Genomic DNA, 21,795 nt, shown 5'->3' with positions numbered 1-21,795 from the left:
CTCGACGGACGCGCATACTTCAACACCCTCATCCGTCGCTTCGCGACACCTTCTCCCGGAGGGAGAAGGGAACTCCGCATGAATATCACCGACGCACAACTGCAGGCCTGGATCCAGGCCGCACTGTTTCCGCTGGCGCGCATCGGCGGTCTGCTGATCAGCGCGCCGGTGATCGGCGACAAATCCTCGCCGGCGCGCGTGCGGTTGATGTTCGCGCTGGCGCTGACCCTGATCGTCGCGCCGCTGCTGCCGGCAACGCCGCCGCTGGCCGCATTCACCGCGGTGTGGTGGCTGCGCATGGCGCAGGAGACCTTGCTCGGCATCATGCTCGGCTTCGTGTTGAAACTGGTGTTCGAAGCGGTGGTGCTCGGCGGCGAACTGATAGGCAGCAGCATGGGCCTGGGTTTCGCGCGCATGGCCGACCCGGTGCGCGGCACCGACGCGCCGGTGATCGGCCAGTTCCTGCACCTGATCGCGATGCTGCTGTTCCTGACGCTCGATGGGCATCTGCGGCTGATCGAATTGCTGGCGACCAGCTTCCAGGTCGCGCCCGATGCCAGCACGGTGATCGGCGCGCGCAGCTTCGAGGCGATGGCGAATAGCGGCGTGACGATGTTCGGCGCCGCGGTATCGCTGGCGCTGCCGACGATGGCGGCGCTGCTGCTGGTGAATCTCGCGTTCGGCGTGATGAGCCGCAGCGCGCCGACGCTCAACGGCCTGTCGGTCGGCTTTCCGCTGTCGCTGGCCGCAGGCCTGTTGCTGCTTCGTATCGATCTGCCGAGCCTGCGCCACGTGTTCACGCATCAGCTCGACCAGGCCTGGAGCTTCATGGCCGGCCTGATCGGTGTCGTCGGGGCCGCGCCGTGAGCGGCGACAGCACGCAAGATAAAACAGAAAAAGCCACACCCAAGCGGGAGCGCGAAGCCCGCAAGAAAGGCAATGTCGCGCGCTCGCGCGAGCTGTCGACGGCGTTGACGGTCGGCGTGTCGATGATCGGCATCATCAGCCTCGGCCACAAGCTGGCCGGGCAGGGCCTCGCGCTGATGCGCGAAAGCCTGCGCTTCGATGCCGCCTTGCTGGAAGATCCGACGCGTGTGATCGGCATGCTGTTCCTGCGCCTGTCGGACGCACTGATCGCGATCGCGCCGCTGCTCGGCGCGAGCCTGCTCGCCGCGCTGATCGCGCCGGCGCTGATCGGCGGCTGGAACTTCAGCGCACAGGCGTTTCAGCCGCAGTTTTCGCGAATCAATCCACTAAAAGGCCTGGCGCGAATGGTGTCGTCGACCGCGCTGGTCGAGCTCGGCAAGAGCCTGCTGAAATTCAGCGTGATCGGCGCGGTCGGCTGGCTCTACATCTGGGGCCATCGCAACGACCTGATGGAGCTGGCGCGCATCGATACCGCGAGTGCCATCGCGCAGGCGCTGTCGCTGTCGCTGTGGTGCCTGGTGTGGATGACCGGCGGACTGATGCTGGTGGCGGCGGTCGACGCGCCGTACCAGTGGTGGAAGCACAGCAAGGAAATGCGCATGACCAAGAAGGAAGTGCGCGACGAGATGAAAGAGTCGGACGGCCGGCCCGAAGTAAAAGCCAAGATCCGGCAGTTGCAGCACCAGATGGCGCGCGCGCGGATGATGGAGAAAGTTGCCGGCGCCGACGTCGTCATCACCAACCCGACGCACTACGCGGTCGCGATCAAGTACAGCGCCGGCAAGATGCGCGCGCCGATGGTCGTCGCCAAAGGTGCCGGCGTGATCGCCGCCGCGATTCGCGAACTCGCGACTCAGCACAAGGTCGCGCTGGTGTCCGCGCCGCCGCTGGCGCGCGCGCTGTATCGCAGCGTCGAGCTCGACAAGGAGATCCCGAGCCAGCTGTACCAGGCGGTTGCCGCGGTGCTGACCTACCTGTACCAGCTGAAGGCCGGCGCGGCGCGCACGACGCCGGATTTCACGGCGCCGGTGCCGGGCGGCGAGCCCGATCCCGACGCGTAGTGAAACCGGGAGTTCCACAGACCAGGTTAATACGAATTACGAATTCGTAATCTGTGTGACATATCGATGACTTAGTGTCCTGACGACTGATCTGATTCAGCGTCGCGACTCTATCCATGATCGAAAAAATCAAAGCCCCGGCACCCGCGATTCGGACTGCAACTCGAGCACCGCGACAGACTTGTGCACGGTGCGGGAAGAAGCGCGTGTCCTTCGCTCTCACGTCCGCCGATGGAATGCTGTGCCGCCACTGCACTCGTATCGAGGGTGATCAGTCCGGCCAGGCTTCCCGGCTTCACTTCTGGGAGGTGCGCCTGCGTCGCAGCGCGGTGCCGATCGCATCGGCACTCACCCAGGCCTGGACCCGCCACCTCTACGAGCAGTTCATCGAGGCAGAGATCCAACGTGGCGCGGTCCGTCGAGCCATCGACCGCCTGGAGGACGACGGCTCGATCTTCCAACTCCTTGACGAGCGATTCGAGGGAAGTGAAACCCTGTCGGCAGGAACGATTCTCCGACGACTTCGGCCTGAGGAAATCCGTCGATCGAAGACGGTGATGCTGTTCCTTCGCCAGTGTCAGGTGGAAATTCCTAGCCCGATGCTCCTTTCGCAACGAGACAAGCTGCAAGCGACGCGCAGGCTCCTCTCAGAAGCAACGCCCGCTCACGCGGGCCTCGTGCAGCGCTATTTCGAACACCTGCTGGAGAGCGGCTGGAAAGCCGGTTCGATCGAAAAGCCGGTGCGCCTGGTGTTGCGGATGCTCGGCGCCCGCCCGATAGCCGAGATCACCGAGGAATTCGTCGAGAACTCGGAGCTGTCTGCCTCCGGGCGCCGCCTGATGCAGTCGTTCATCCGATTCGTTCGTGCCAATGACAGGGTCGACCCGGAGCTTGCCGGGTCACCTGCACGCGCGCCGACGGTCGCGCCGCCGCTAGCCTGTCGAGGAGCCCCCATGCGTGACCGGCCTGGCGCTGCGCGCCTGCATGGATCGCCGGGATCATCCGGCTTGAGTGGGGCGGCCGCCTCCTAGAGGCTGGCCTGCCGAGCCGTCACGAAATGCTCATTAAGCTGAAATAGAGAAACGTCACACTGGCTGCACGGTGTGGCAGTCACCAGAAACTCTGGCCAGCCCAAAAGCCAGCCCAAAAGACTTAGACGTCGTTATTCGATGGCAAGGGGATTTGCGATGAAGAACATCAAGCGCGGTCGGCTGCCTGCGCAGCTGACGACTCTGGCGATGCTCGCCGTGTTGACCGCTTGCGCGGCTCAGCCCTTGGCCAAGCCCTCACAGGACGTCGCGAATAAGGCAGCGGCGCCGGCGGCAACACTGCCGCCAGCGGCCGACCTGGCTTTCTCGGACTTCTACAAAATGCCGATCGGCGCGTATGGGCTTGAACCCACGCCGCGCCTGTTGAGCCTGCAGGGACAGCGCGTGCGTATCCGCGGCCTGATGGTTCACGACGACGAGCCGATGCCGGGCTTCTTCATGCTGGCGCCGGTCCGCGTGGGTCTCGGTGAGCATGCCGACGGTCCAGCCGACGACTTGCCGGCATCCACGGTATTCGTGCGGCTGCCCAAGGAGCTTGATACGCATAACACCGCCTACGTTGCATCGCCGGTTGAAGTCACCGGTGTGCTGGATATCGGCGGCAAGACCGAGCCGGATGGCCGCGTCTCCTACGTGCGATTGCAGTTGGATTCAATGGACGCCGCGATCACCGCGGCAGCCGTGCCGAAACCCTCCGCTCACGGCAGCTAGGCGTCTTCAAACCCGGTGCGGAAGTCGGGCAAGAAGCTCGCTCCGCATCCTTACCCCAGCCGATGGTTCGACGGCCTCCGCCACCGTCGGCTGCTGCATGTCCGCAAGGTTTTCCCGCCGCACAACCACGCCACATCCGAGGAGTTCCAGCTCATGTCCACCCGCAAAATTTTACTTCGCAGCGTCTGGAGCATCGCTCTGGCCAGTGCGTTCTGCAGCCAGGCCCACGCCCTCAGCGTGTCGCGCCTGACGCCTCCGAGCGTGTTGTTCGCCAGCGCCGGCGGCGAAAGCAGCCCGGTGATCGCGCGCTTCGTCCCCGGCCAGCGCTTCGATCTGCAGGCCACCGTGCAACCCGATGCTGGCCAGACGATTAGCCGCGCCGAATTCTTCGTCGATGGCGCATCCGTCGGCGTCGTGACGCCCTCCAGCGGCGGCGTGACCTCGCTGGTGACCACCGGCCTGAATGCCGGCCTGGCAGCCAATACCGCGGTTGCCTCGTACCGCGCCTACACCAACGCGACGCCGGGCGAGCACGTGTTGACCTTCAGCGCCACGCAGAGCAACGGAGCCACCGTCACCGCCGACGGCAACTTCGAGATTGTCGACCTGTTCGCTGGCACTGCCACGGTCAAGAACGTGATCATTCTGCTCGGCGACGGCATGGGCACCGGCCATCGCGCCGCGGCCCGCATCGTCCAGGAAGGCATCGTCATGGGCAAGGCGAAAACGCCGCTGGCGATGGACACCTTCGAGAACACCGCGATGATCAAGACCTCGTCGCTGAACTCGATCGTCACCGACTCTGCGCCGGGTATGCAGAACTACGTGACGGGCAACAAGGCCGCCAACAACCAGGAAGGCGTGTTCCCCGACGACACCGCGGCCGCGTTCGATAATCCGCGTGTGGAATACCTGTCGGAATTCCTGCATCGCACGACCGGCAAGTCGCTTGGCATCGTCACCACCGCCGACGTGTTCGATGCGACGCCGGCGTCGATGGCGGCGCACACTTCGAACCGCGGTGCCGGCTCCGGCATCGTCGACCAGTTCTTCGACGACCGCGCCACCACCGGTCTGAAAGTGCTGATGGGCGGCGGCCGCAAGTGGTTCCTGCCCAACCCGACCACCTGCACCGGCAGCGAGCCGAACTGCGGCAACGCCGGCGCCAGCGCCAACTTCAACGGCTCCGGCCGCACCGCGGCGCTGGACTACGTGCTGCCCGCCGACATCGTCGCCGGCTGGGGCGTTGCACCTGGCGCTGCGGACCCGGCGCGCAACCTGATCGGCGAATTTCAGAGTGCCGGCTGGAGCTATGCGTCCGACAAGTCGAGCATGGATTCCGCGAAGAACAAATTCCCGCTGCTGGGCCTGTTCGCGCTGTCGAACATGAACGTCAGCTACGACAAGATCGGCAAGCGCCGCGGCACCTCGACGATCGTCGACGACTACGGTTTCCCGGACCAGCCTCTGCTGCCCGAGATGACCGACAAGGCGATCAGCGTGCTCAACAACGACAACGATGCCGGCTTCGTGCTGCTGGTGGAAGGCGCATCGATCGACAAGCAGGCGCACAACATGGACACCGACCGCTTCGTTCACGACACCATCGAGTTCGACAAGGCGATCCGCGTCGCCAAGGATTTCTCCGACAAGGCACCGGGCAAGACCCTGGTCATCGTGACGGCCGACCACGAGTGCGCCGGTGCATCGATCATCGGTGCCTCCAAGGTCACCAATGCCGACCTGCTGACGCGTTCGCAGTCGGGCGGCGGCACGGGCTCCACGGGTCCGCGCGCGGCCGTCGGCACCTACGACGCCGCGGGCTTTCCCAAGTACAGCATCGAAGCCGACGGCTATCCGACGACGATGAATCCGGACTTCAAGATGTTGATCGGCTACGGCGCCAACGCGGATCGCTACGAAGATTTTCTCGCCAACGACAAGCCACTGAAGGATAGCCAGCAGCCCGGCATCGCCGTCGCCCCGCTCAGCACCTATCCCGGCTTGCCGATCAACCAGGACACCGCGGGCGGCCTGCTGATCACGGGCCAGGTTCCCGACACGACCGCCGTCCACACCGCCAACGATGTCCCGTTGAACGCGACCGGCCGAGGCTATTCGCTGTTCCACGGCACCATGGACAACACCGACGTGTTCTTCCAGCTGGTGCAGGCGACGACGATGGGTACGAAGAAATAAATCGCGAGTGAAACCTGCTGAAAAAAAGCCACCGGAGCGTGCTCCGGTGGCTTTTTGATTGGACCTGCGCTGATCGTTCGGAGCGGTCAGTGCTTGTGCGGACGCAGCTTCACCAGCGAGGGCCCTGGCACCGGCACCGTGTGCACGTGTCCGTGGTGTACGCCGCGTTCGGCGATCAGCAGTTGAGCCTCCTTGATCACTTGCTGGCTCGGCCCACGCAGCACCGAAACCTCCATGCATTGGGAATGATCCAGGTGCACGTGCAGCGTCGATACCGTGAGATCGTGGTGCTCGTGCTGCTTGTCTGCCAGCCGCCGGCTCAGGTCGCGTTCGTGGTGATCGTAGACATAGGTCACCGCGGCGATGCAGTGGCTGTTCTTGCCGGCCTGCAGCGTTTCGGCGCCGAGGCGATCGCGCAACAGGTCGCGGATCGCCTCCGAGCGATTCTCGTAGCCGTGTTGCTCGGACCATGCCTCGAAGCGGTCGGCGAGTTCATCCTCGATCGAAATCGTGTAGCGGCGCACGCATCACTCCAAAAAGTGGCATTTCAACGCGACTTCTAGCACGCCCCGCAGCGGCCTGCATCCGATGCGGGATCCGTTGCGTAAGCACATTCTTTATATCGTCATACAAGCCGGCTACTTTCGGCGTTTAGCCAGGGGAAAAGCATGCGCAGTCTGGGGACGCGTACGATCGCGACCATCGTGGTGTTGTGCTGCATCAACGCGCTGTCGACTGCCCACGCCGGCGGCGTGCCGGTCGAACTCGACCCGGTGACGGTCACCGGCGAGCAGACCCTGCAGGACGAGTCGTCCTCATCCACCCAGGGCTACGTGACCGCCGATCAGCTGGCCGAGCGGCCGATCTCGCGCGCCGGCGAACTGCTGGAATTCGTGCCCGGCCTGATGGTCACGCAGCACAGTGGCGAGGGCAAGGCGAACCAGTATTTCCTGCGTGGTTTCAACCTCGACCACGGCACCGACTTCTACACCGAGGTCGACGGACTGCCGGTCAACATGCGCACGCATGGGCATGGCCAGGGTTATGCCGACATCAATTTCATCATCCCCGAGCTGATCGGCTCGCTGGACTATCGCAAGGGCCCGTACTACGCGGATGTCGGCGACTTCGCCTCCGCCGGCTCGGCGAACCTGCGCTATGTCGACGAGCTGCCGCAGAACATCGCCAAGGTCACCATCGGCGAGTTCGACTACCGCAGCCTGCTGCTCGCCGGCACGCCGACGGTGCTCGGCGGCAAGTTGCTGCTCGGCGCCGAAGCGACGCGCTACGGCGGACCGTTCGATCTCGACGAGAACGTGCGCAAGTATGCGACCGTTGCGCGCTACAACCGCGGCAGCGAGCTGGAGGGCATGACGGCCTCCTTGATGACCTACAACATCCACTATCTCGCGCCGGACCAGATTCCGCAGCGCGCGGTCGACAGTGGCGACATCGACCGGCTCGGCTTCATCGATCCTACCGATGGCGGCAACGTGCATCGCTATAGCGCCAATGTCGAATTCCGTGGACTCGCCGACGGCGGCAACTGGCGTGCGCAGGCTTACGCGCTGAAATACAAAATGCAGCTGTACTCGGATTTCAGCTACTTCCTCAGCGATCCGAGCGATGCCGACGACCAGCCGGACGACCAATTCAACCAGTTCGACGACCGCATGGTTTATGGCCTCAACGCGCGCCGCTACTGGTTGCTGCCGACCGCAATCCCGATCGACTTCACCGTCGGCCTGCAGGGCCGGTATGACGACATCGACCCGGTCGGCCTGGCGCTGACGACGGCGCGCGTACGCACGGACACCGTGCGTCAGGACCAGGTCAAGGAAGGCAGCGCCGGCCTCTACGCCAGCAGCACACAGAAGTGGACGCACTGGTTCCGTTCGCAGCTCGGCCTGCGTGGTGACTTTTATTCGTTCGATGTCGACAGCGACAACGATGACAACTCCAGCAAGGATCACGACTCGATTCTGAGCCCGAAAGTCGCGCTGATCTTCGGTCCCTGGGATCGCACCCAGTTCTATGTGAACTACGGCCAGGGTTTTCACAGCAACGATGCGCGCGGCGTCACCACGACAGTCGATCCGGTCGACGGCGTCACGCCGCAGGACAAGGTCGATGCGCTGGTGAAGTCGCGTGGCAGCGAAATCGGTGTGTCCAGCGGCATCATTCCCGACGTCACGCTGGCCGCCTCGCTGTGGCAGCTCGACTTCGATTCCGAGCTGGTCTACGTCGGCGACGCCGGCGGCAACGAGCCCAGCGGATCGAGCAAGCGTCGCGGTGTCGAGCTGTCGGTGTACTACTCGATACTGCCGTGGCTGGTGGTCGATGCGGACTACGCCTATGCCCACGCACGGCTCGATTCGGAAGACGGCGACCGCATTCCGAACTCGATCGAAAACACGTTCGCGCTGGGTATCACGGTGCCCGAGACCCACGGCATCAGCGCCGGCATTCGCCTGCGCCACCTCGGAGCAGGACCGCTGGTCGAAGACAACAGCAAGCGGTCCAATTCGACGACGGTCGTCAACGCCCAGGTCGGCTATCGATTCCTGGATCGCTACACGGCCAACCTGCAGGTGCTGAACCTGCTCGACAGCCACGATCACGACATCACCTACTACTACGAATCGCGGCTTCCGGGCGAACCTGCCGAGGGCGTGTCCGACTACCACTTTCATCCGGTGGAACCGCGTTCGGTTCGACTCACGGCCGGTGTTGCTTTTTAAAAAAGCGGTCGGTCGTATCGTCGCCTCGGCTGAGGCGACGCAAGTCCTGAAACGGTGATTCGCGAATGCCCAGCATCGGCCTCAGCCCCAAGTCCTTGACCGGTTTCATGACATTCACGCCCGGCGAATGGGCGCGTTTATCCGGGATATACGGCGTGGTTGCCGTCTTGCACTTGCTGGGCTGGGGGCTGTATCTGCACTTCGCTGCGATGTACCCGGCGCTGATTGGTCTGGGCTTCGTCGCCTATATGCTTGGCATTCGGCATGCCTTCGATGCCGACCACATTGCCGCCGTCGATGACTCCGTCCGCTTCATGCTGCAGAAGGGGAAGAGACCGCTCGGTACCGGCCTTTTTTTTGCGCTCGGGCACTCGTCGGTGGTGCTGATTCTTTCGATCGTCATCGCGTTCGCCGGCGTGGTGGTCAAGCAACAACTGCCCGGCATGCAGGATGTCGGGAAGATCATCGGCACCGCGGTCTCCGGCAGCTTCCTGCTGATCATCGGCGTTCTGAATTTGCTGGTGCTGATGGATATTCTGAAGCTGTGGGAGAAGGCCAGGACCGGCGCGCATAGCCACGCGCATCTCGATCAATTGCTCTCCCAACGAGGGCTGCTGAACCGGCTGTTCGGCACGCGGCTGCAGAAGGTGTTGAATCACAGCTGGCAGATGTACCCGCTGGGCCTGCTGTTCGGCCTAGGCTTCGATACGGCATCGGAAGTGGCGTTTCTCGGCATGACAGCCGGTGCCTCGGCTGGCGACTTGCCGATCGGGGCAGTGTTGTCGCTGCCCCTGCTGTTTGCCGCTGGCATGGCGATCATGGACACCACCGACGGCGTGCTGATGTCGAAGGCTTACGACTGGGCTTTCCTCAATCCAGTGCGAAAGATTTTCTACAACGCGGCGACCACCGGTCTGTCGGTTACGGTCGCTCTGGTCATCGGCTCGATCGAGCTGTCGCAGGTCTTGATAGCCCAGCTGGGCCTTCACGGTCGCCTGTCCGACTTCATCGCTTCGTTGGACTTCGGGGTGCTCGGCTATCTGATCGTCGGCCTGTTCCTTTTGGCCTGGTGCCTGTCGGTAGCGGTCTGGAAGTTCGGCCGCATCGGTCAACGATTCAAACTGGATGCGCACGACGAAAATCTTTACCAACGCGGTTGAAGCCTGCTGAGCAAGCGATCGTAGGGTGAATGTCGACGCCTGCTAGACGTTAGCGAAGCGGAAGTGCAATACGTCGCCTTCCTTGACGATGTAGTCCTTGCCCTCCAGCCGCCAGCGGCCCGCTTCCTTGGCACCGGCTTCGCCCTTGTACTGGATGAAGTCCGCGTACGAAATCGTCTCCGCCCGAATGAAGCCCTTCTCGAAATCGGTGTGGATTACGCCGGCTGCCTGCGGCGCGGTGGCGCCGACTTTCACGGTCCACGCGCGCACTTCCTGCACGCCGGCGGTGAAGTAGGTCTGCAGGCCGAGCAGGTTGTAGGCGGCGCGGATCACGCGGTTCAGGCCGGGCTCTTCCAGGCCGAGGTCTTTCAGGAACTCGAGCTTGTCGGCCTCGTCGAGCTGGCCGATTTCGGCTTCGATCGCGGCGCACACCGGCACCACGTCGGCGTGCTCGGCTGCTGCGAGTTCGCGCACCGCTTTCAGGTATTCGTTTTCGACCGACAGGCCGGCTTCGTCGACGTTGGCGATGTACAGCAGCGGCTTGGCGGTGATCAGGTTCAGGTCGCGGATCGCGGCTTTCTGATCGGCGTCGAGTGCCAGTGCGCGCACTGGCAGCGCCTGGTCGAGCTGGGCGATGCACAGTTTCAGCACGTCGACGCGCGCGATCGCCGCCTTGTCGCCGGTCTTGGCGACCTTGGCGGCGCGGTCGTGCGCGCGCGAGCAGGCATCGAGATCGGCCAGCGCGAGTTCGGTGTTGATGATGCCGATGTCGCGGATCGGGTCGACGCCGCCGGCGACGTGGATGATGTCGTCATTGGCGAAGCAGCGCGTCACGTGGGTGATCGCGTCGGTGTCGCGGATATGCTGCAGAAACTGGTTACCCAGGCCTTCGCCCTTGCTCGCGCCGGCGACCAGCCCGGCGATGTCGACGAACTCGACCGCGGCCGGCAGGATCTTGTTCGGCTTGACGATCTCGGCCAGCGCGGCGAGGCGCGGGTCGGGCACGCCGACGATGCCGACGTTGGGCTCGATCGTGCAGAACGGATAATTTTCCGCCGGGATCTGCGCCTTGGTCAGCGCATTGAAGAGAGTGGACTTGCCGACGTTAGGCAGGCCGACGATGCCGCATTTGATACCCAAGGGGATGATTCCTGTCAGTTGATTACGACTCGCGGCGGGTGTTAAACAGGTTCTCGAAATAGCCCGATAAGAACATCTCAGGAGAACCCCATGGAACAGCCTGCAGCGACAGCGGCCGCCATTATCCTCGTTTTTGCGCGTCGGTTCGGTCTGGCGCTGCTGCTGTCGGTGCTGGCCAGCGGTGCGGCGCGCGCCCAGGGCGGCTACAGCCTGCGCATGAGCCTGGATTACCAGGGCAAAACCTACAACGTCGCGCCGACCACGGTGCCCAGCGACCAGCGCACCGAGCTGACCGTAAGCCCGGTCGGCGCGCTGCGCGCCTACGTGCGCGCGATCGGTCTGCCGGGCGTCGCCGGCCAGGCGCTGCTCGACGTGCAGATCTACGAGCCGCGCGGCGCCACGCAGTCGCAGCTCAGCTCGTTCACGATGCCGGTGTATCTGGGCACCGACAATTCCAGCCAGATGAAGACCGTCTATGGCGATCTGCTGGTCCGCGCCTATGTCGACAGCGCCAGTGCCGGAGCGGGCGGCGCGACGACGCCGGCCAATGCAATGCCGCCACCGCCACCGCCGCGTGCGACGCAGACGCCGCTGAACATGGGCGAGCCGGTGCGTCCGCAGGCGCTGCCGGCGCCGCTGCCTTCCCCGTTGCCGCCGCCCGGCGGCTGAGGCGGCCGCGCTGAGGTCGGTTCAGGCCGACGTATGCAATTGCTGCGTGGCCTTGTCCCAGGTCGTCGACAGCCAGGTTTCGACGGCATCGGCGGAGCGCGCCAGGCCGTTGAAGATCGCCTCTTCGTCGGCTTTTGACGGCCGGCCGAGCACGTAGTCCAGCACCAGGTTCTTGTCGCCGGGATGGCCGATGCCGACGCGCAGGCGCCGGTAATCCGGCCCCTGTGATTTGTGGATGTCGCGCAGGCCGTTGTGGCCGCCGTGGCCGCCGCCGATCTTCAGCTTCATCGCGCCGGCGGGCAGATCCAGCTCGTCGTGCGCGACCAGCAGCTGGTCCGGCGTCAGCTTGTAGAAATTGACCAGCGCGGCGACAGCCTGGCCGCTCTTGTTCATGAAGGTCGTGGGCTTGAGCAGCAGCACGTCGGTGCCGGCGATCTTCACCCGCGCGGTCGCGCCGAAGAATTTCGACTCGCTGCGAAAGTCCGCGCGGAAGCGGTCCGCGATCAAATCCGCGAACCAGAAGCCGGCGTTATGGCGGGTACGCTGGTATTCGGCGCCGGGATTGCCGAGGCCGACGATGGCGATGATTTTCTTGTCTTCGGGCATGGGACTTACACGCTAACAAAAACACTAACAAAAAAGCCCCGCCGGTGAAGGCGGGGCTCTTGGACGACGATGCGGCTCGTCGCGGTGCGGCTTACTTCTTCTTCGCCGGAGCCGCCGGCTTGGCGCCAGCGGCGGCCTTCGGATCGGCAGCCTTCTGGTTCGCGGCCGGGACTTCGGTGGCAGCGGCTTCGACGACCGGCTCTTCTTCAACCGCGCGCGGCACGTGGATGGCGACGATGGCGAGGTCGTTGTCGTGCTTGAGTTCGACCAGCTCGACGCCTTCCGGCAGCTTGATCTGCGACAGATGGATCGACTCGTTGAGGTTCAGCGCGGACACGTCGATGTCGAACGGCTCCGGGATGTTCGCCGGCAGACACTCGACTTCGACGTCGTTCAGCAGGTGCTCGACCACGCCGCCGCCGACCTTGACGCCCGGGGCGACGTCGCCGCCCTTGAAGTGCAGCGGCACGCGCACGCGCAGCAGCACGTCGGCGAGCACGCGCTGCAGATCCATGTGCAGCACGGCTTCACGCACCGGATGGCGGTGCAGATCCTTGAGCACGACCTGCTCGGACTCGCCGCCGATCTTCAGCGTGACGATCGCGGAGTAGAAGGTCTCGTGCTTGAGATTCTTCCACAGCTCGTTGTGGTTGACGCTGATCATCTTCGGCTCGGACTTGCCGCCGTAGACGATCGCCGGGACCCGACCCGCGTGGCGCAGACGGCGGCTCGCACCCGTTCCCTGCTCCGTACGCGCTTCGGCTTCAATCGTGAATTTCTGTCTCATGGGATTCTCTGTAGTGATGCTGCGAACGCAGCGTTTCGACGACCCGCCGACCGCGACCAGCCAGCGAGGGGCGCGCATTGTAGCGGCGAGGCGGTCAAATTGCGACCAGATCGCGTCCCCTGGCCCGCGTATCGAGGCACCCGACCGGCCTCGCAGGCGTCCCTCGATACGCCGCGTTGCGGCCACTCGGGAGGAACGGGGCGCGGTTCAAGCGGTCCGTGCAGCCTTGACCTTTGGCGCCGAGCCGGCAGGCTATGCGCCTTCCCCGAACCCGGCCGACCGCCCTTGCGCATCCTGCTGACCGAAGACGACGCGATGATAGGCGAGGGCCTGCGCCTGGACCTGCGCCGGCGCGGCCACGTGATCGACTGGGTGCGCAGCGCGCCCGACGCACTGACCGCGGCCCTCGCCCAGGACTACGAGCTGCTGCTGCTCGACCTCGGCCTGCCCGGCGGCGACGGCCTGGACGTGCTGCGCCAGCTGCGCGAGCGCGGATCGAGGACGCCGGTGCTGATCCTGACCGCGCGCGATGCGGTGATGACCAAGGTCGCCTGCCTGGACGCCGGCGCCGACGACTACCTGGTCAAGCCTTTCGACCCGGACGAGCTGGCCGCGCGCATCCGCGTGCTGCAGCGGCGTCGCGCCGGCAGCGCCGCGGCGCTGATCGAGCACCGCGACCTGGCGCTGGACCCGGCCTCGCGCCGCGTCACCCGCGAAGGCGTCGAGCTGAACCTGTCGCCGCGCGAATTCGCGATCCTGCAGGCGCTGCTGGAGCGCCCCGGCCAGGTGCTGTCGCGCGGCCAGATCGAAGACCGGCTCTACGGCTGGGGAGAAGAAGTGGAAAGCAATGCGGTCGAGGTGCACCTCAGCGGGCTGCGCAAGAAGCTCAGCCCCGGCACGATCCAGAACGTGCGCGGCATCGGCTGGCGGCTGGCGCCATGATGCCGCCCTGGTCGCTGCGCACGCGGCTGCTGTTGCTGCTGATGCTGGCGCTGCTGCTGACCGGCGCGATCGTCGGCGTCGGTCTGTACCAGCGCGCGCTGGCCGAGGCCGACCGCGTGTTCGACGAGCAGCTGCACGAAACCGCGCTGGCGCTGCGCGACCGCAGTTTTCTGCCGACCTCGCCGGCCTACGGCGAGCGCGAGGCCGCGGCCGATCTGGTGGTGCAGGTGTGGAGCCTGACCGGCGTGCGCGTGTACTCATCGCAGCGGCACGCCAGCATGCCCGGCCTGACCCGGTTCGGCTTCTCCGACGTGCAGACGCCGGACGCGCGCTGGCGTGTCTACGGCCTGCAGACGCCGTTCAACGTGATCCAGGTGGCGCAGCCGATGCGCGTGCGCGAGCAGCGCGCGGCGCGACTCGCGGCCAGCCTGCTGGCGCCGCTGGCGCTGACCCTGCCGCTGCTCGGCCTGCTGATCTGGATCACCGTCGGCCGCGCGCTGCGGCCGCTGCGCAGCTTGGCGCGCGAAGTCGAGGCTCGCCCGGCCGGCGAGGGCGCGCCGCTGCCGACGCAGCAGCTGCCGGCCGAAGTGCGGCCGCTGGTTTCGGCACTCAATGACCTGCTGTCGCGGTTGTCGGCACTGCGCGATCGCGAGCGCCGTTTCATCGCCGACGCCGCGCACGAGCTGCGCACGCCGCTGACTGCGCTGCGCCTGCAGCTGCGCGCGCTCGACGGCGCCAGCGACAGCGAGCGCCACGAGTCCATCGCTGCGCTGAACGCCGGCATCGACCGCGCCGCGCGGCTGGTCGAGCAGATGCTGGCACTGGCGCGGCAGGACGCGCCGGAAGCGCAGGCGCATGTGAATGCGCCGGTGGTGCTGGCGGATCTGGCGCGCGACGTTGTCGCCGACCTGCTGCCGGCGGCCGATGCGCGGCACATCGATCTGGGTCTGGACGCACGCGATCCCGGCGCGGTGCGCGGCGATGCCGAAGGCCTGCGCGCGCTGCTGCGCAACCTGGTCGACAACGCGCTGCGGTATGCGCCCGAACACAGTCGCGTCGACGTGCAGGTGGAGCGCATCGATGGCGCGCTGCGACTGCGCGTCACCGACGAGGGGCCTGGCATTCCCCCGGCCGAACGCGGCCGCGTGTTCGACCGTTTCTATCGCGTCGCCGGCAACAGCGCCGGCGGCAGCGGGCTCGGCCTGGCGATCGTGCGCAGCATCGCCGACGCGCACGGCGCGGTGGTGAGCCTGGATGATGGCCTTGCCGGCCGCGGACTCAGTGTGACGGTGCGCTTTCCCTGATGTTCCGACGACGCTCCATTCGTCCCGAGTAGCCTCGCTTGCGAGGCGTATCGAGGGATCGGATCGCGGTCGGATCCCTCGATACGCGGGCCATGCCCGCTACTCGGGACGAGCGGGGTGTCGTGATGCCGTCGTTACGCATCGTTTCACAGCCGCCGGTGCGTCTTAACTCTTTCTTAAGTCTCGGCCCTCAATCTCCAGCTCAGACAAGGGCGGTTTCGCCCTGCAAAGCCACACTGGAGATCAACGATGTCGCTGAAATTCGTCCGCAACCCGTTTGCCGCCGCGCTGCTGGGCGCGGCCGTCGTTGGCCTGCCGGCCACGATCTTCGCGATGGGCCACGAGGCGACACCGGTGGTGCCGGTGGCGGCGCCGGTGCCGCAGGCCAGTGGCGTGGTCGGCCGCGCCGCGCTGCCGGATTTTTCCGCGATGGTGCGCGCCTACGGCCCGGCGGTGGTCAACATCACCACCAAGGGCACGGTCAAAACCTCGAACCGCAGCGGCGGCCAGCTGCGCGGTTTCCCGGGCTTTGGCGACGATGACGACAACAGCCCCTTCGGCCAGTTTTTCCGCCAGTTTCCGCAGCAGCAGATTCCGGATTCGGCGGTGCGCGGTGAAGGCTCGGGCTTCATCCTCGGCGCCGACGGCGTGATCCTGACCAATGCCCACGTCGTCGCCGATGCCAAGGAAGTGACGGTCAAGCTGACCGACAAGCGCGAGTTCACCGCCAAGGTCATCGGCCAGGACACCAAGAGCGATATCGCGGTGCTGAAGATCGACGCGCACGATCTGCCGACGGTCAAGGTCGGCGATCCGGCACAGCTGCAGGTCGGCGAGTGGGTGGTCGCGATCGGCAGCCCGTTCGGCTTCGAAAACAGCGTCACCCAGGGCATCGTCAGCGCCAAGGGCCGCACCCTGCCGGACGGCTCCTACGTGCCGTTCCTGCAGACCGATGTGGCGATCAACCCCGGCAATTCCGGCGGCCCGCTGTTCAATCTCGACGGCGAAGTGGTCGGCATCAATTCGCAGATCTACACGCGCAGCGGCGGCTTCCAGGGCGTCAGCTTCTCGATTCCGATCGATGTCGCGATGAACGTCGGCAAGCAGCTGCAGGCCACCGGCAAGGTGTCGCGCGGCAAGCTCGGCGTGACCATCCAGGCGGTGACCCAGGATCTGGCCAAGAGCTTCGGCCTGGACAAGCCTTACGGCGCGCTGGTGTCGAATGTCGAGAAGGACAGCCCGGCGCAGCGCGCCGGCATCGAGGCCGGCGACGTCATCTTGAAGCTCGACGGCCAGACCATCGAGGACAACGCGCAGCTGCCGGCTCAGGTCGCCGCGAAAAGCCCCGGCGACAAGATCAAGCTGACGGTGTGGCGCGACGGCCGCGAGAAAGAGCTGAGCGCCAAGCTGGACGAGATGACCGACAAGCAGCTCGCCAGTGCCGACGACGCCGACGACAACGTGGCGGCCTCGGGCAAGCTTGGCCTGGCGGTGCGCCCGCTGACCAGCGACGAGCAGAAACAGGTCGAGGTCAAGGGCGGCCTGCTGGTGCAGAACGTCGCCGGCGCCGCCGCGGATTCCGGCATCCGCCCGGGCGACATCGTGCTGTCGGCCAACGGCAAGAGCATCGACAGCGTCAAGCAGTTGCGCGACATCACCGCCAAGGCCGATCGGCACATCGCGCTGCTGATCCAGCGCGGCGACGCGCGGATCTTCGTGCCGGTGGACCTCGGTTAAAAAACAACGGCGGCGCCCGTGGGGACGGCACTCCTCCACGGGCTACCGCCTTGATGTGGCAGGGCGGGTGTGACCCGCTGTTGTATCGAGTAGCCCGGGTGAAACCCGGGATCGACCGGTGATGGAGACCGCAATCCCCCGGGTTTCACCCGGGCTACGGCTTTACTGGATTCGTGCGTGCGCGGGAATGACGGGCTAGTCCAGATACAGCGAGCTGACCGACTCTTCCGCACTGACGCGGCGGATGGTCTCGGCGAGCAGGCCGCCGATCGACAGCTGGCGGATCTTCGGGCAGGCCGCGGCTTCCGGCGACAGCGGGATGGTGTCGGTGACCACCAGCTTGTCGATGCGCGAGTTGTTGATGTTGCTGATCGCGGCGCCAGACAGCACCGGGTGCGTGACGTAGGCGACGACGGCAATGGCGCCGGCGTCCTTGAGCGCACCGGCTGCCTGGCCCAGCGTTCCGGCGGTATCGACGAGGTCGTCGACCAGCACGCAGGTCTTGCCGCGCACGTCGCCGATGATGTTCATCACCTTGGCTTCGTTGGGGCGCGGACGGCGCTTGTCGATGATCGCCAGGTCCGCGTCGTCCAGGCGCTTGGCCACGGCGCGTGCGCGCACCACGCCACCGACATCGGGGCTGACGACGATCAGGTTCTCGTACTTCTGACGCCAGATGTCGCCGAGCAGCACCGGTGAGGCGTAGACGTTGTCCACCGGAATGTCGAAGAAGCCCTGGATCTGGTCGGCGTGCAGGTCGACGGTGAGCACGCGGTTGGCACCGCATTCACCGATCATGTCGGCGCAGACCTTGGCGCTGATCGGCACTCGAGCCGAACGTGGGCGGCGATCCTGGCGGGCGTAGCCGAAGTAGGGCACGACCGCGGTGATGCGCTGCGCCGACGCGCGCTTGAGCGCGTCGAGCATCATCACCAGCTCCATGAAGTTGTCGTTGGTCGGCGCGCAGGTCGGCTGGATCACGAACACGTCCTTGCCGCGGACGTTTTCGAGAATTTCGACCTGGACTTCGCCGTCCGAGAAACGGCTCACCGCGGCCTTGCCCAGCGGGATGCGCATGTAGTTGGCAATTTCGCGGGCGAGCTGCGGATTTGCATTGCCCGTGAATAGCATCAACTGACTGTCGGACATGGTGCGATCTCGTGGCTAGGCGCTGCGGAAAGGACGACAAGGACGACAACGAGAAACTGGCTGGGGCGGATGGATTCGAACCACCGAATGACGGGATCAAAACCCGCTGCCTTACCACTTGGCTACGCCCCAAAAACTTTGAAACCGGCTGAGCCGAGCTCAGAGGCCGCGCATTATATCCGCGAGCGGCGAGCGATTCAGCCCGCGCGCGACAAATGCCCGCCATTCGGTGGGCACCTCGTGACGAACGCGCTCGGCCTGCTTGAGCGTGTCGAAAGCGAGAAAGCAGGCGGCGCCGGTGCCGGACATGCGCGCGATGCCATGCTGGGCCAGCCAGTCGAGCACGGCGCCGACCGGCGGATGCAGCGCGCGCGTCACCGGCTCACAGTCGTTGCCGACGGCTCCGGTGCGGAACTGCTGCAGATCCACCAGCGGCGTGTCGCGGCGCAGCTCCTTGGAGCCAAACACTTCCGCGGTCGACACCGACACCGGTGGCGTCACCACCAGATACCAGGGCTCGGCCAGCTCGATCGGCCACAGCCGTTCGCCGACGCCTTCGGCCCAGGCCGCATGCGCGCGCACGAACACCGGCACGTCGGCGCCCAGGCGCAGGCCGAGTTCGGCGATCTCATCAAACGGCAGGCCGAGGTTCCAGATGCGATTCAATGCGACCAGGGTCGTCGCCGCATTGCTCGATCCGCCGCCGAGACCGCCGCCGATCGGGATGCGCTTGATCACGCGGATGTCGGCGCCCAGCCCGGCGCCGCTGACTTCGCTGAGCAGTCGCGCCGCGCGCACCACCAGGTCTCGATCCGCCGGGATTTCCTCGGGCCCTTCGACGCGCTGGCAGACGCCGTCGCCGCGCGGCGTGAAATACAGCGAGTCGCCGTAGTCCAGAAACTGGAACACCGTCTGCAGTTCGTGATAGCCGTCGCGGCGGCGGCCGGTGACGTGCAGAAACAGGTTGAGCTTGGCCGGAGACGGCCAGGCGTGATCCACCGAGAACGGGTGGGTCAGGGTGTCTGAAGTGGAGTGGGCAGCTCGTCCCATGTGTCGATCAGTAGTTTGAGTGTGACGCGGCCGTTGTTGGCCTCGAAGCGGCGCGGCAGATCGTAACCGTTCTGCGCGCGGTACTCGGTATAGCGCAGCAGCCAGCCGTTCTGGGTCAATGTGTCGAGACGGCCGTCGGCGTCGAGTTGGTGCTGCGACGGCGCCTGCGGGATCGGCAGGCCCAGCGCCCAGTAGCGCAGGCCGGCGATCGGCAGCGTCCAGCCGTAGCGTGCGCGGATCCAGGCTTCCGGGTCCCGGGTGTACTGCACGCCGTCGGAGTTGCGCACTTCCACACCCTGCGCGTCACCGCGCAGCTCGACCGCGCCGGCGCCGAAAGGCCCGGCCAGGCGCAGCTCGAAGTGGCCGTCGGCGCCCTGGTTCCAGCGCAGGTCGGCGCGCAGCGCGAGTTCGGCGCTGGTGACGCGACCATTCATCAGGAAGTGATCGATCGCGACCAGCGAATTCTGGTGCAGGCGCCAGGCCGCTTCGCGCGCGGCCGGCGAGTCCTCGCGCTGCGGCGCCAGCGGTGCGCCGACGCAGCCGGCGAGCAGCGTCAGCAGCGTCGTCGCGGCGACCAGCGCCGCGGCGCACGATCTCATGGATTGAGGCGCTGCATGGTCTCGACGACGGTCTTGTGGCCGGGGCTGTCACTGAGCGCGCGCGTCCACACGCTGCGCGCCTGGTCGCGCTGTCCGAGCACCCACAGCACCTCGCCCAGGTGCGCGGCGATTTCCGGGTCCGGGGTCTTGTCGTAGGCCTTCTGCAGGTAGCCGCGCGCGTCCTCGTTCTGGCCGAGCTTGTATTTGACCCAGCCCATGCTGTCGATGATCGCGGAATCGTCGGGATCCAGCGTCAGCGCCTTGCCGATCAGGTCCTGAGCCTCGGACAGGCGCTCGGGCTTGCCGTTGACGGTCAGCAGATAGCCCAGCGCATTGAGCGCGCGCGCGTCGTCGGGCTTGGCCTTGATGATGGCGCGCAGGTCGGCTTCGGACGCGGCCTGGTCGCCGGTGCGGTCGTAGACCAGCGAGCGGCCGTACAGCAGGTCGGCGTCGTTCGGCGCCTCGCGCAGCGCGTCGTTGTAGGCGGCGAGCGCTTCCTCAGGCTTGTTGGCTTCCAGCAGGATTTCGCCTTCGGCCATGCGCAGGCGCTGCGCCAGCGGCGGGAACTGCGTGCGCATTTCGGCGAGCATTTCGCGCGCCTCGCCGCTGCGGCCGAGTTGCGCCAGCACTGCGGCGCGGCGCACGGCGGCGTCGAGCGCGGCGTTGCCGGTGTTGACCTGCTTGTACTCGGCCAGCGCGTCTTCATAGCGCTTCTGACGCTCGGCGATGCGGCCGAGCTGGAAGTGCACATCGCTGGCGCGCTCGATGTTCTTGGTCAGGCCCTGAAACTGCTTTTTGGCGACATCGAGTTTGCCGTCGTTGACGTTGAACACCGCCAGCGCATATTGCGCGTCCTCGTTCTTCGGATTGTCCTTGAGGATTTTTTCCAGCTGCGCGCGCGCGCGATCGCGCAGGTTCGATTCCAGCAGCAGCTTGGCGTAGGCCAGGCGCAGGTCGCCGCTCTCTTTCTTGTTGCGCCTGGCCAGCGCGTCCATCGTCGAGTCGGCCTCGTCGATCTTTTGCTGCTTGACCAGCACGCCGACCAGCAGCAGCGTGTTTTCGCGCGATTCCGGCCGCAGCCGCACCGCTTCGCGCGCCGCGGCTTCAGCGGCGTCGGTCTGGTCGTAGCGCAGGGTCACCAGAGCGGTCGCGTAGTAGGCGCCGGGCTCTTTCGGATACTGCTCGACCAGGCGCTTGAGCACGCCCAGCGCGGTGTCGGGCTTGCCCGGCTGCTGCGCCATCAGCAGCGCGACGTGGCGGAAGCCGTCGTCGCGGCCGCCGGCATGGCCGTTGATGATCGCGTCGGCCTGGGTGTAGGCCTCGTCGGCGTCGCCGCGCTGCAGGCCCAGCTGCAGGATCACTTCGCGCGGGTCCATGTTGTTCGGCTCGATCTCGAGCCAGCGCCGCGCGGTCAGCTCGAGCAGGCCGCCATTGCCGGCGCTGATCGCCAGGCTGGTGGCGCGCGCCGCCAGTGCCGGGTCGGGCACGGTCTTCAGCGCGGCCAGGAACTCGGTCGCCGCCAGGCCCGGCTGGCCGCGATTGGCGGCCATTTCGCCGGTCATGATGTGGAACTGCGCTTCCGGGTCGCTGACGCCGACGGCGTCGTCCGGCTCGGCCGGTTCGGCTGCATCGGCGGCCGGCGCCGCGGGCGCCTTGCCCTGGGCGAAAGCCGATGCGGTCGACAGCAGGCCCAGGGCCAGGGCGGGGAAGGCGAGCTTGCGGAAGTTCAGGGTCACTTTTTGGGCCGTAAGACGAATCGGGGCAAACATCGGGCTGATCGGGGAGACGTCGCAACCGCCGCCCGCCGCGAAAGCGGCCGGGCGTCGTCACACTGGGACTGCGCAATGGTAGCGCGGTTCCTTGCACAGCCCGTGTCGCAGCCGGATCGCCGCGCGGCGGCTCGCCGCGGCACGGGGCTTGCACTTGTCGCTGCGGAACCGGTGCAGGACAATGCCCCGGCTAAT

At 66.0% G+C, this 21,795-nt stretch carries 19 protein-coding genes and 1 tRNA gene; 11 read left to right on the top strand and 9 right to left on the bottom strand.

What is annotated here, in order from left to right; translation table 11 throughout:
* Positions 1-78: 78 nt before the first annotated feature.
* The 5 genes from fliR (at position 79) to ACQZF9_RS13190 (ending at position 5,947) form a co-directional block, all read left to right on the top strand.
* Positions 79-867, top strand: coding sequence for a flagellar biosynthetic protein FliR (fliR, locus tag ACQZF9_RS13210; RefSeq protein ID WP_428309436.1), 789 nt, complete (start codon positions 79-81; stop codon positions 865-867).
* Positions 864-1,988: a flagellar biosynthesis protein FlhB gene (gene flhB / locus ACQZF9_RS13205; protein WP_428309435.1), complete on the top strand. Its 1,125-nt coding sequence runs from the start codon at positions 864-866 to the stop codon at positions 1,986-1,988. The genes fliR and flhB overlap by 4 nt, the downstream gene beginning before the upstream one ends.
* Before the next feature lie 206 nt (positions 1,989-2,194).
* Complete coding sequence (locus ACQZF9_RS13200; RefSeq protein ID WP_428309434.1) at positions 2,195-3,019, top strand: hypothetical protein; 825 nt, start codon at positions 2,195-2,197, stop codon at positions 3,017-3,019.
* 156 nt (positions 3,020-3,175) lie between these two features.
* The gene (locus ACQZF9_RS13195) at positions 3,176-3,748 is read left to right on the top strand and encodes a hypothetical protein (protein ID WP_428309433.1); all 573 of its coding nucleotides are present in this window, start codon (positions 3,176-3,178) and stop codon (positions 3,746-3,748) included.
* A gap of 153 nt (positions 3,749-3,901) precedes the next feature.
* A complete protein-coding gene (locus tag ACQZF9_RS13190) occupies positions 3,902-5,947 on the top strand; it encodes an alkaline phosphatase (RefSeq protein ID WP_428309432.1) in 2,046 nt (681 codons plus the stop codon).
* A gap of 86 nt (positions 5,948-6,033) precedes the next feature.
* Here the strand turns inward: ACQZF9_RS13190 and nikR are convergent, their stop codons facing one another.
* Positions 6,034-6,471 (bottom strand): nickel-responsive transcriptional regulator NikR, encoded by a 438-nt coding sequence (gene nikR, locus ACQZF9_RS13185; protein ID WP_428309431.1) that lies wholly within the window; start codon positions 6,469-6,471, stop codon positions 6,034-6,036.
* 144 nt (positions 6,472-6,615) lie between these two features.
* On the opposite strand from nikR, the gene ACQZF9_RS13180 reads away from it, so the two are divergent.
* Positions 6,616-8,688 carry a TonB-dependent receptor gene (locus tag ACQZF9_RS13180; RefSeq protein WP_428309430.1) on the top strand — a complete coding sequence of 691 codons (2,073 nt, stop codon included), beginning with the start codon at positions 6,616-6,618 and terminating at the stop codon, positions 8,686-8,688.
* Positions 8,689-8,753: 65 nt separating this feature from the next.
* Positions 8,754-9,848 carry a HoxN/HupN/NixA family nickel/cobalt transporter gene (locus tag ACQZF9_RS13175; protein WP_428309429.1) on the top strand — a complete coding sequence of 365 codons (1,095 nt, stop codon included), beginning with the start codon at positions 8,754-8,756 and terminating at the stop codon, positions 9,846-9,848.
* Positions 9,849-9,890: 42 nt separating this feature from the next.
* On the opposite strand, the gene ychF is transcribed toward ACQZF9_RS13175, so the two are convergent.
* Entirely contained in the window at positions 9,891-10,988 is a 1,098-nt protein-coding gene (gene ychF, locus ACQZF9_RS13170; RefSeq protein WP_428309428.1) for a redox-regulated ATPase YchF, read from the bottom strand.
* Between the two features lie 90 nt (positions 10,989-11,078).
* On the opposite strand from ychF, the gene ACQZF9_RS13165 reads away from it, so the two are divergent.
* A complete protein-coding gene (locus tag ACQZF9_RS13165) occupies positions 11,079-11,657 on the top strand; it encodes a hypothetical protein (RefSeq protein WP_428309427.1) in 579 nt (192 codons plus the stop codon).
* A gap of 21 nt (positions 11,658-11,678) precedes the next feature.
* Here ACQZF9_RS13165 and pth read toward each other — a convergent pair whose 3' ends face one another.
* Positions 11,679-12,263 carry an aminoacyl-tRNA hydrolase gene (pth, locus tag ACQZF9_RS13160; protein ID WP_428309426.1) on the bottom strand — a complete coding sequence of 195 codons (585 nt, stop codon included), beginning with the start codon at positions 12,261-12,263 and terminating at the stop codon, positions 11,679-11,681.
* A gap of 91 nt (positions 12,264-12,354) precedes the next feature.
* Entirely contained in the window at positions 12,355-13,050 is a 696-nt protein-coding gene (locus ACQZF9_RS13155) for a 50S ribosomal protein L25/general stress protein Ctc (protein ID WP_428309425.1), read from the bottom strand.
* Between the two features lie 285 nt (positions 13,051-13,335).
* On the opposite strand from ACQZF9_RS13155, the gene ACQZF9_RS13150 reads away from it, so the two are divergent.
* The 3 genes from ACQZF9_RS13150 (at position 13,336) to ACQZF9_RS13140 (ending at position 17,033) form a co-directional block, all read left to right on the top strand.
* Positions 13,336-13,992 (top strand): response regulator, encoded by a 657-nt coding sequence (locus ACQZF9_RS13150; RefSeq protein WP_428309424.1) that lies wholly within the window; start codon positions 13,336-13,338, stop codon positions 13,990-13,992.
* On the top strand, positions 13,989-15,296 hold the full coding sequence (locus ACQZF9_RS13145) for an ATP-binding protein (protein WP_428309423.1): 1,308 nt from the start codon (positions 13,989-13,991) through the stop codon (positions 15,294-15,296). Before ACQZF9_RS13150 ends, ACQZF9_RS13145 begins: the two co-directional genes overlap by 4 nt.
* 249 nt (positions 15,297-15,545) lie before the next feature.
* Positions 15,546-17,033, top strand: a complete 1,488-nt coding sequence (locus tag ACQZF9_RS13140; RefSeq protein WP_428309422.1) for a DegQ family serine endoprotease — start codon at positions 15,546-15,548, stop codon at positions 17,031-17,033.
* 195 nt (positions 17,034-17,228) lie between these two features.
* Here the strand turns inward: ACQZF9_RS13140 and ACQZF9_RS13135 are convergent, their stop codons facing one another.
* The 5 genes from ACQZF9_RS13135 to ACQZF9_RS13115 all read right to left on the bottom strand — a co-directional run bounded on the left by ACQZF9_RS13135 (position 17,229) and on the right by ACQZF9_RS13115 (position 21,567).
* Positions 17,229-18,182 (bottom strand): ribose-phosphate diphosphokinase, encoded by a 954-nt coding sequence (locus ACQZF9_RS13135; RefSeq protein ID WP_428309421.1) that lies wholly within the window; start codon positions 18,180-18,182, stop codon positions 17,229-17,231.
* A 57-nt stretch (positions 18,183-18,239) separates the two neighbouring features.
* Positions 18,240-18,314, bottom strand: a tRNA-Gln gene (locus tag ACQZF9_RS13130).
* A 27-nt stretch (positions 18,315-18,341) separates the two neighbouring features.
* Complete coding sequence (ispE, locus tag ACQZF9_RS13125; protein WP_428309420.1) at positions 18,342-19,232, bottom strand: 4-(cytidine 5'-diphospho)-2-C-methyl-D-erythritol kinase; 891 nt, start codon at positions 19,230-19,232, stop codon at positions 18,342-18,344.
* Entirely contained in the window at positions 19,196-19,831 is a 636-nt protein-coding gene (gene lolB / locus ACQZF9_RS13120; protein WP_428309419.1) for a lipoprotein insertase outer membrane protein LolB, read from the bottom strand. Before lolB ends, ispE begins: the two co-directional genes overlap by 37 nt.
* Complete coding sequence (locus ACQZF9_RS13115; RefSeq protein ID WP_428309418.1) at positions 19,828-21,567, bottom strand: tetratricopeptide repeat protein; 1,740 nt, start codon at positions 21,565-21,567, stop codon at positions 19,828-19,830. Before ACQZF9_RS13115 ends, lolB begins: the two co-directional genes overlap by 4 nt.
* Between the last annotated feature and the right edge of the window lie 228 nt (positions 21,568-21,795).

The organism is Hydrocarboniphaga sp., assembly GCF_965279055.1.
Lineage (GTDB): Bacteria > Pseudomonadota > Gammaproteobacteria > Nevskiales > Nevskiaceae > Hydrocarboniphaga.
This window is presented reverse-complemented; position numbering and strand designations above follow the sequence as displayed.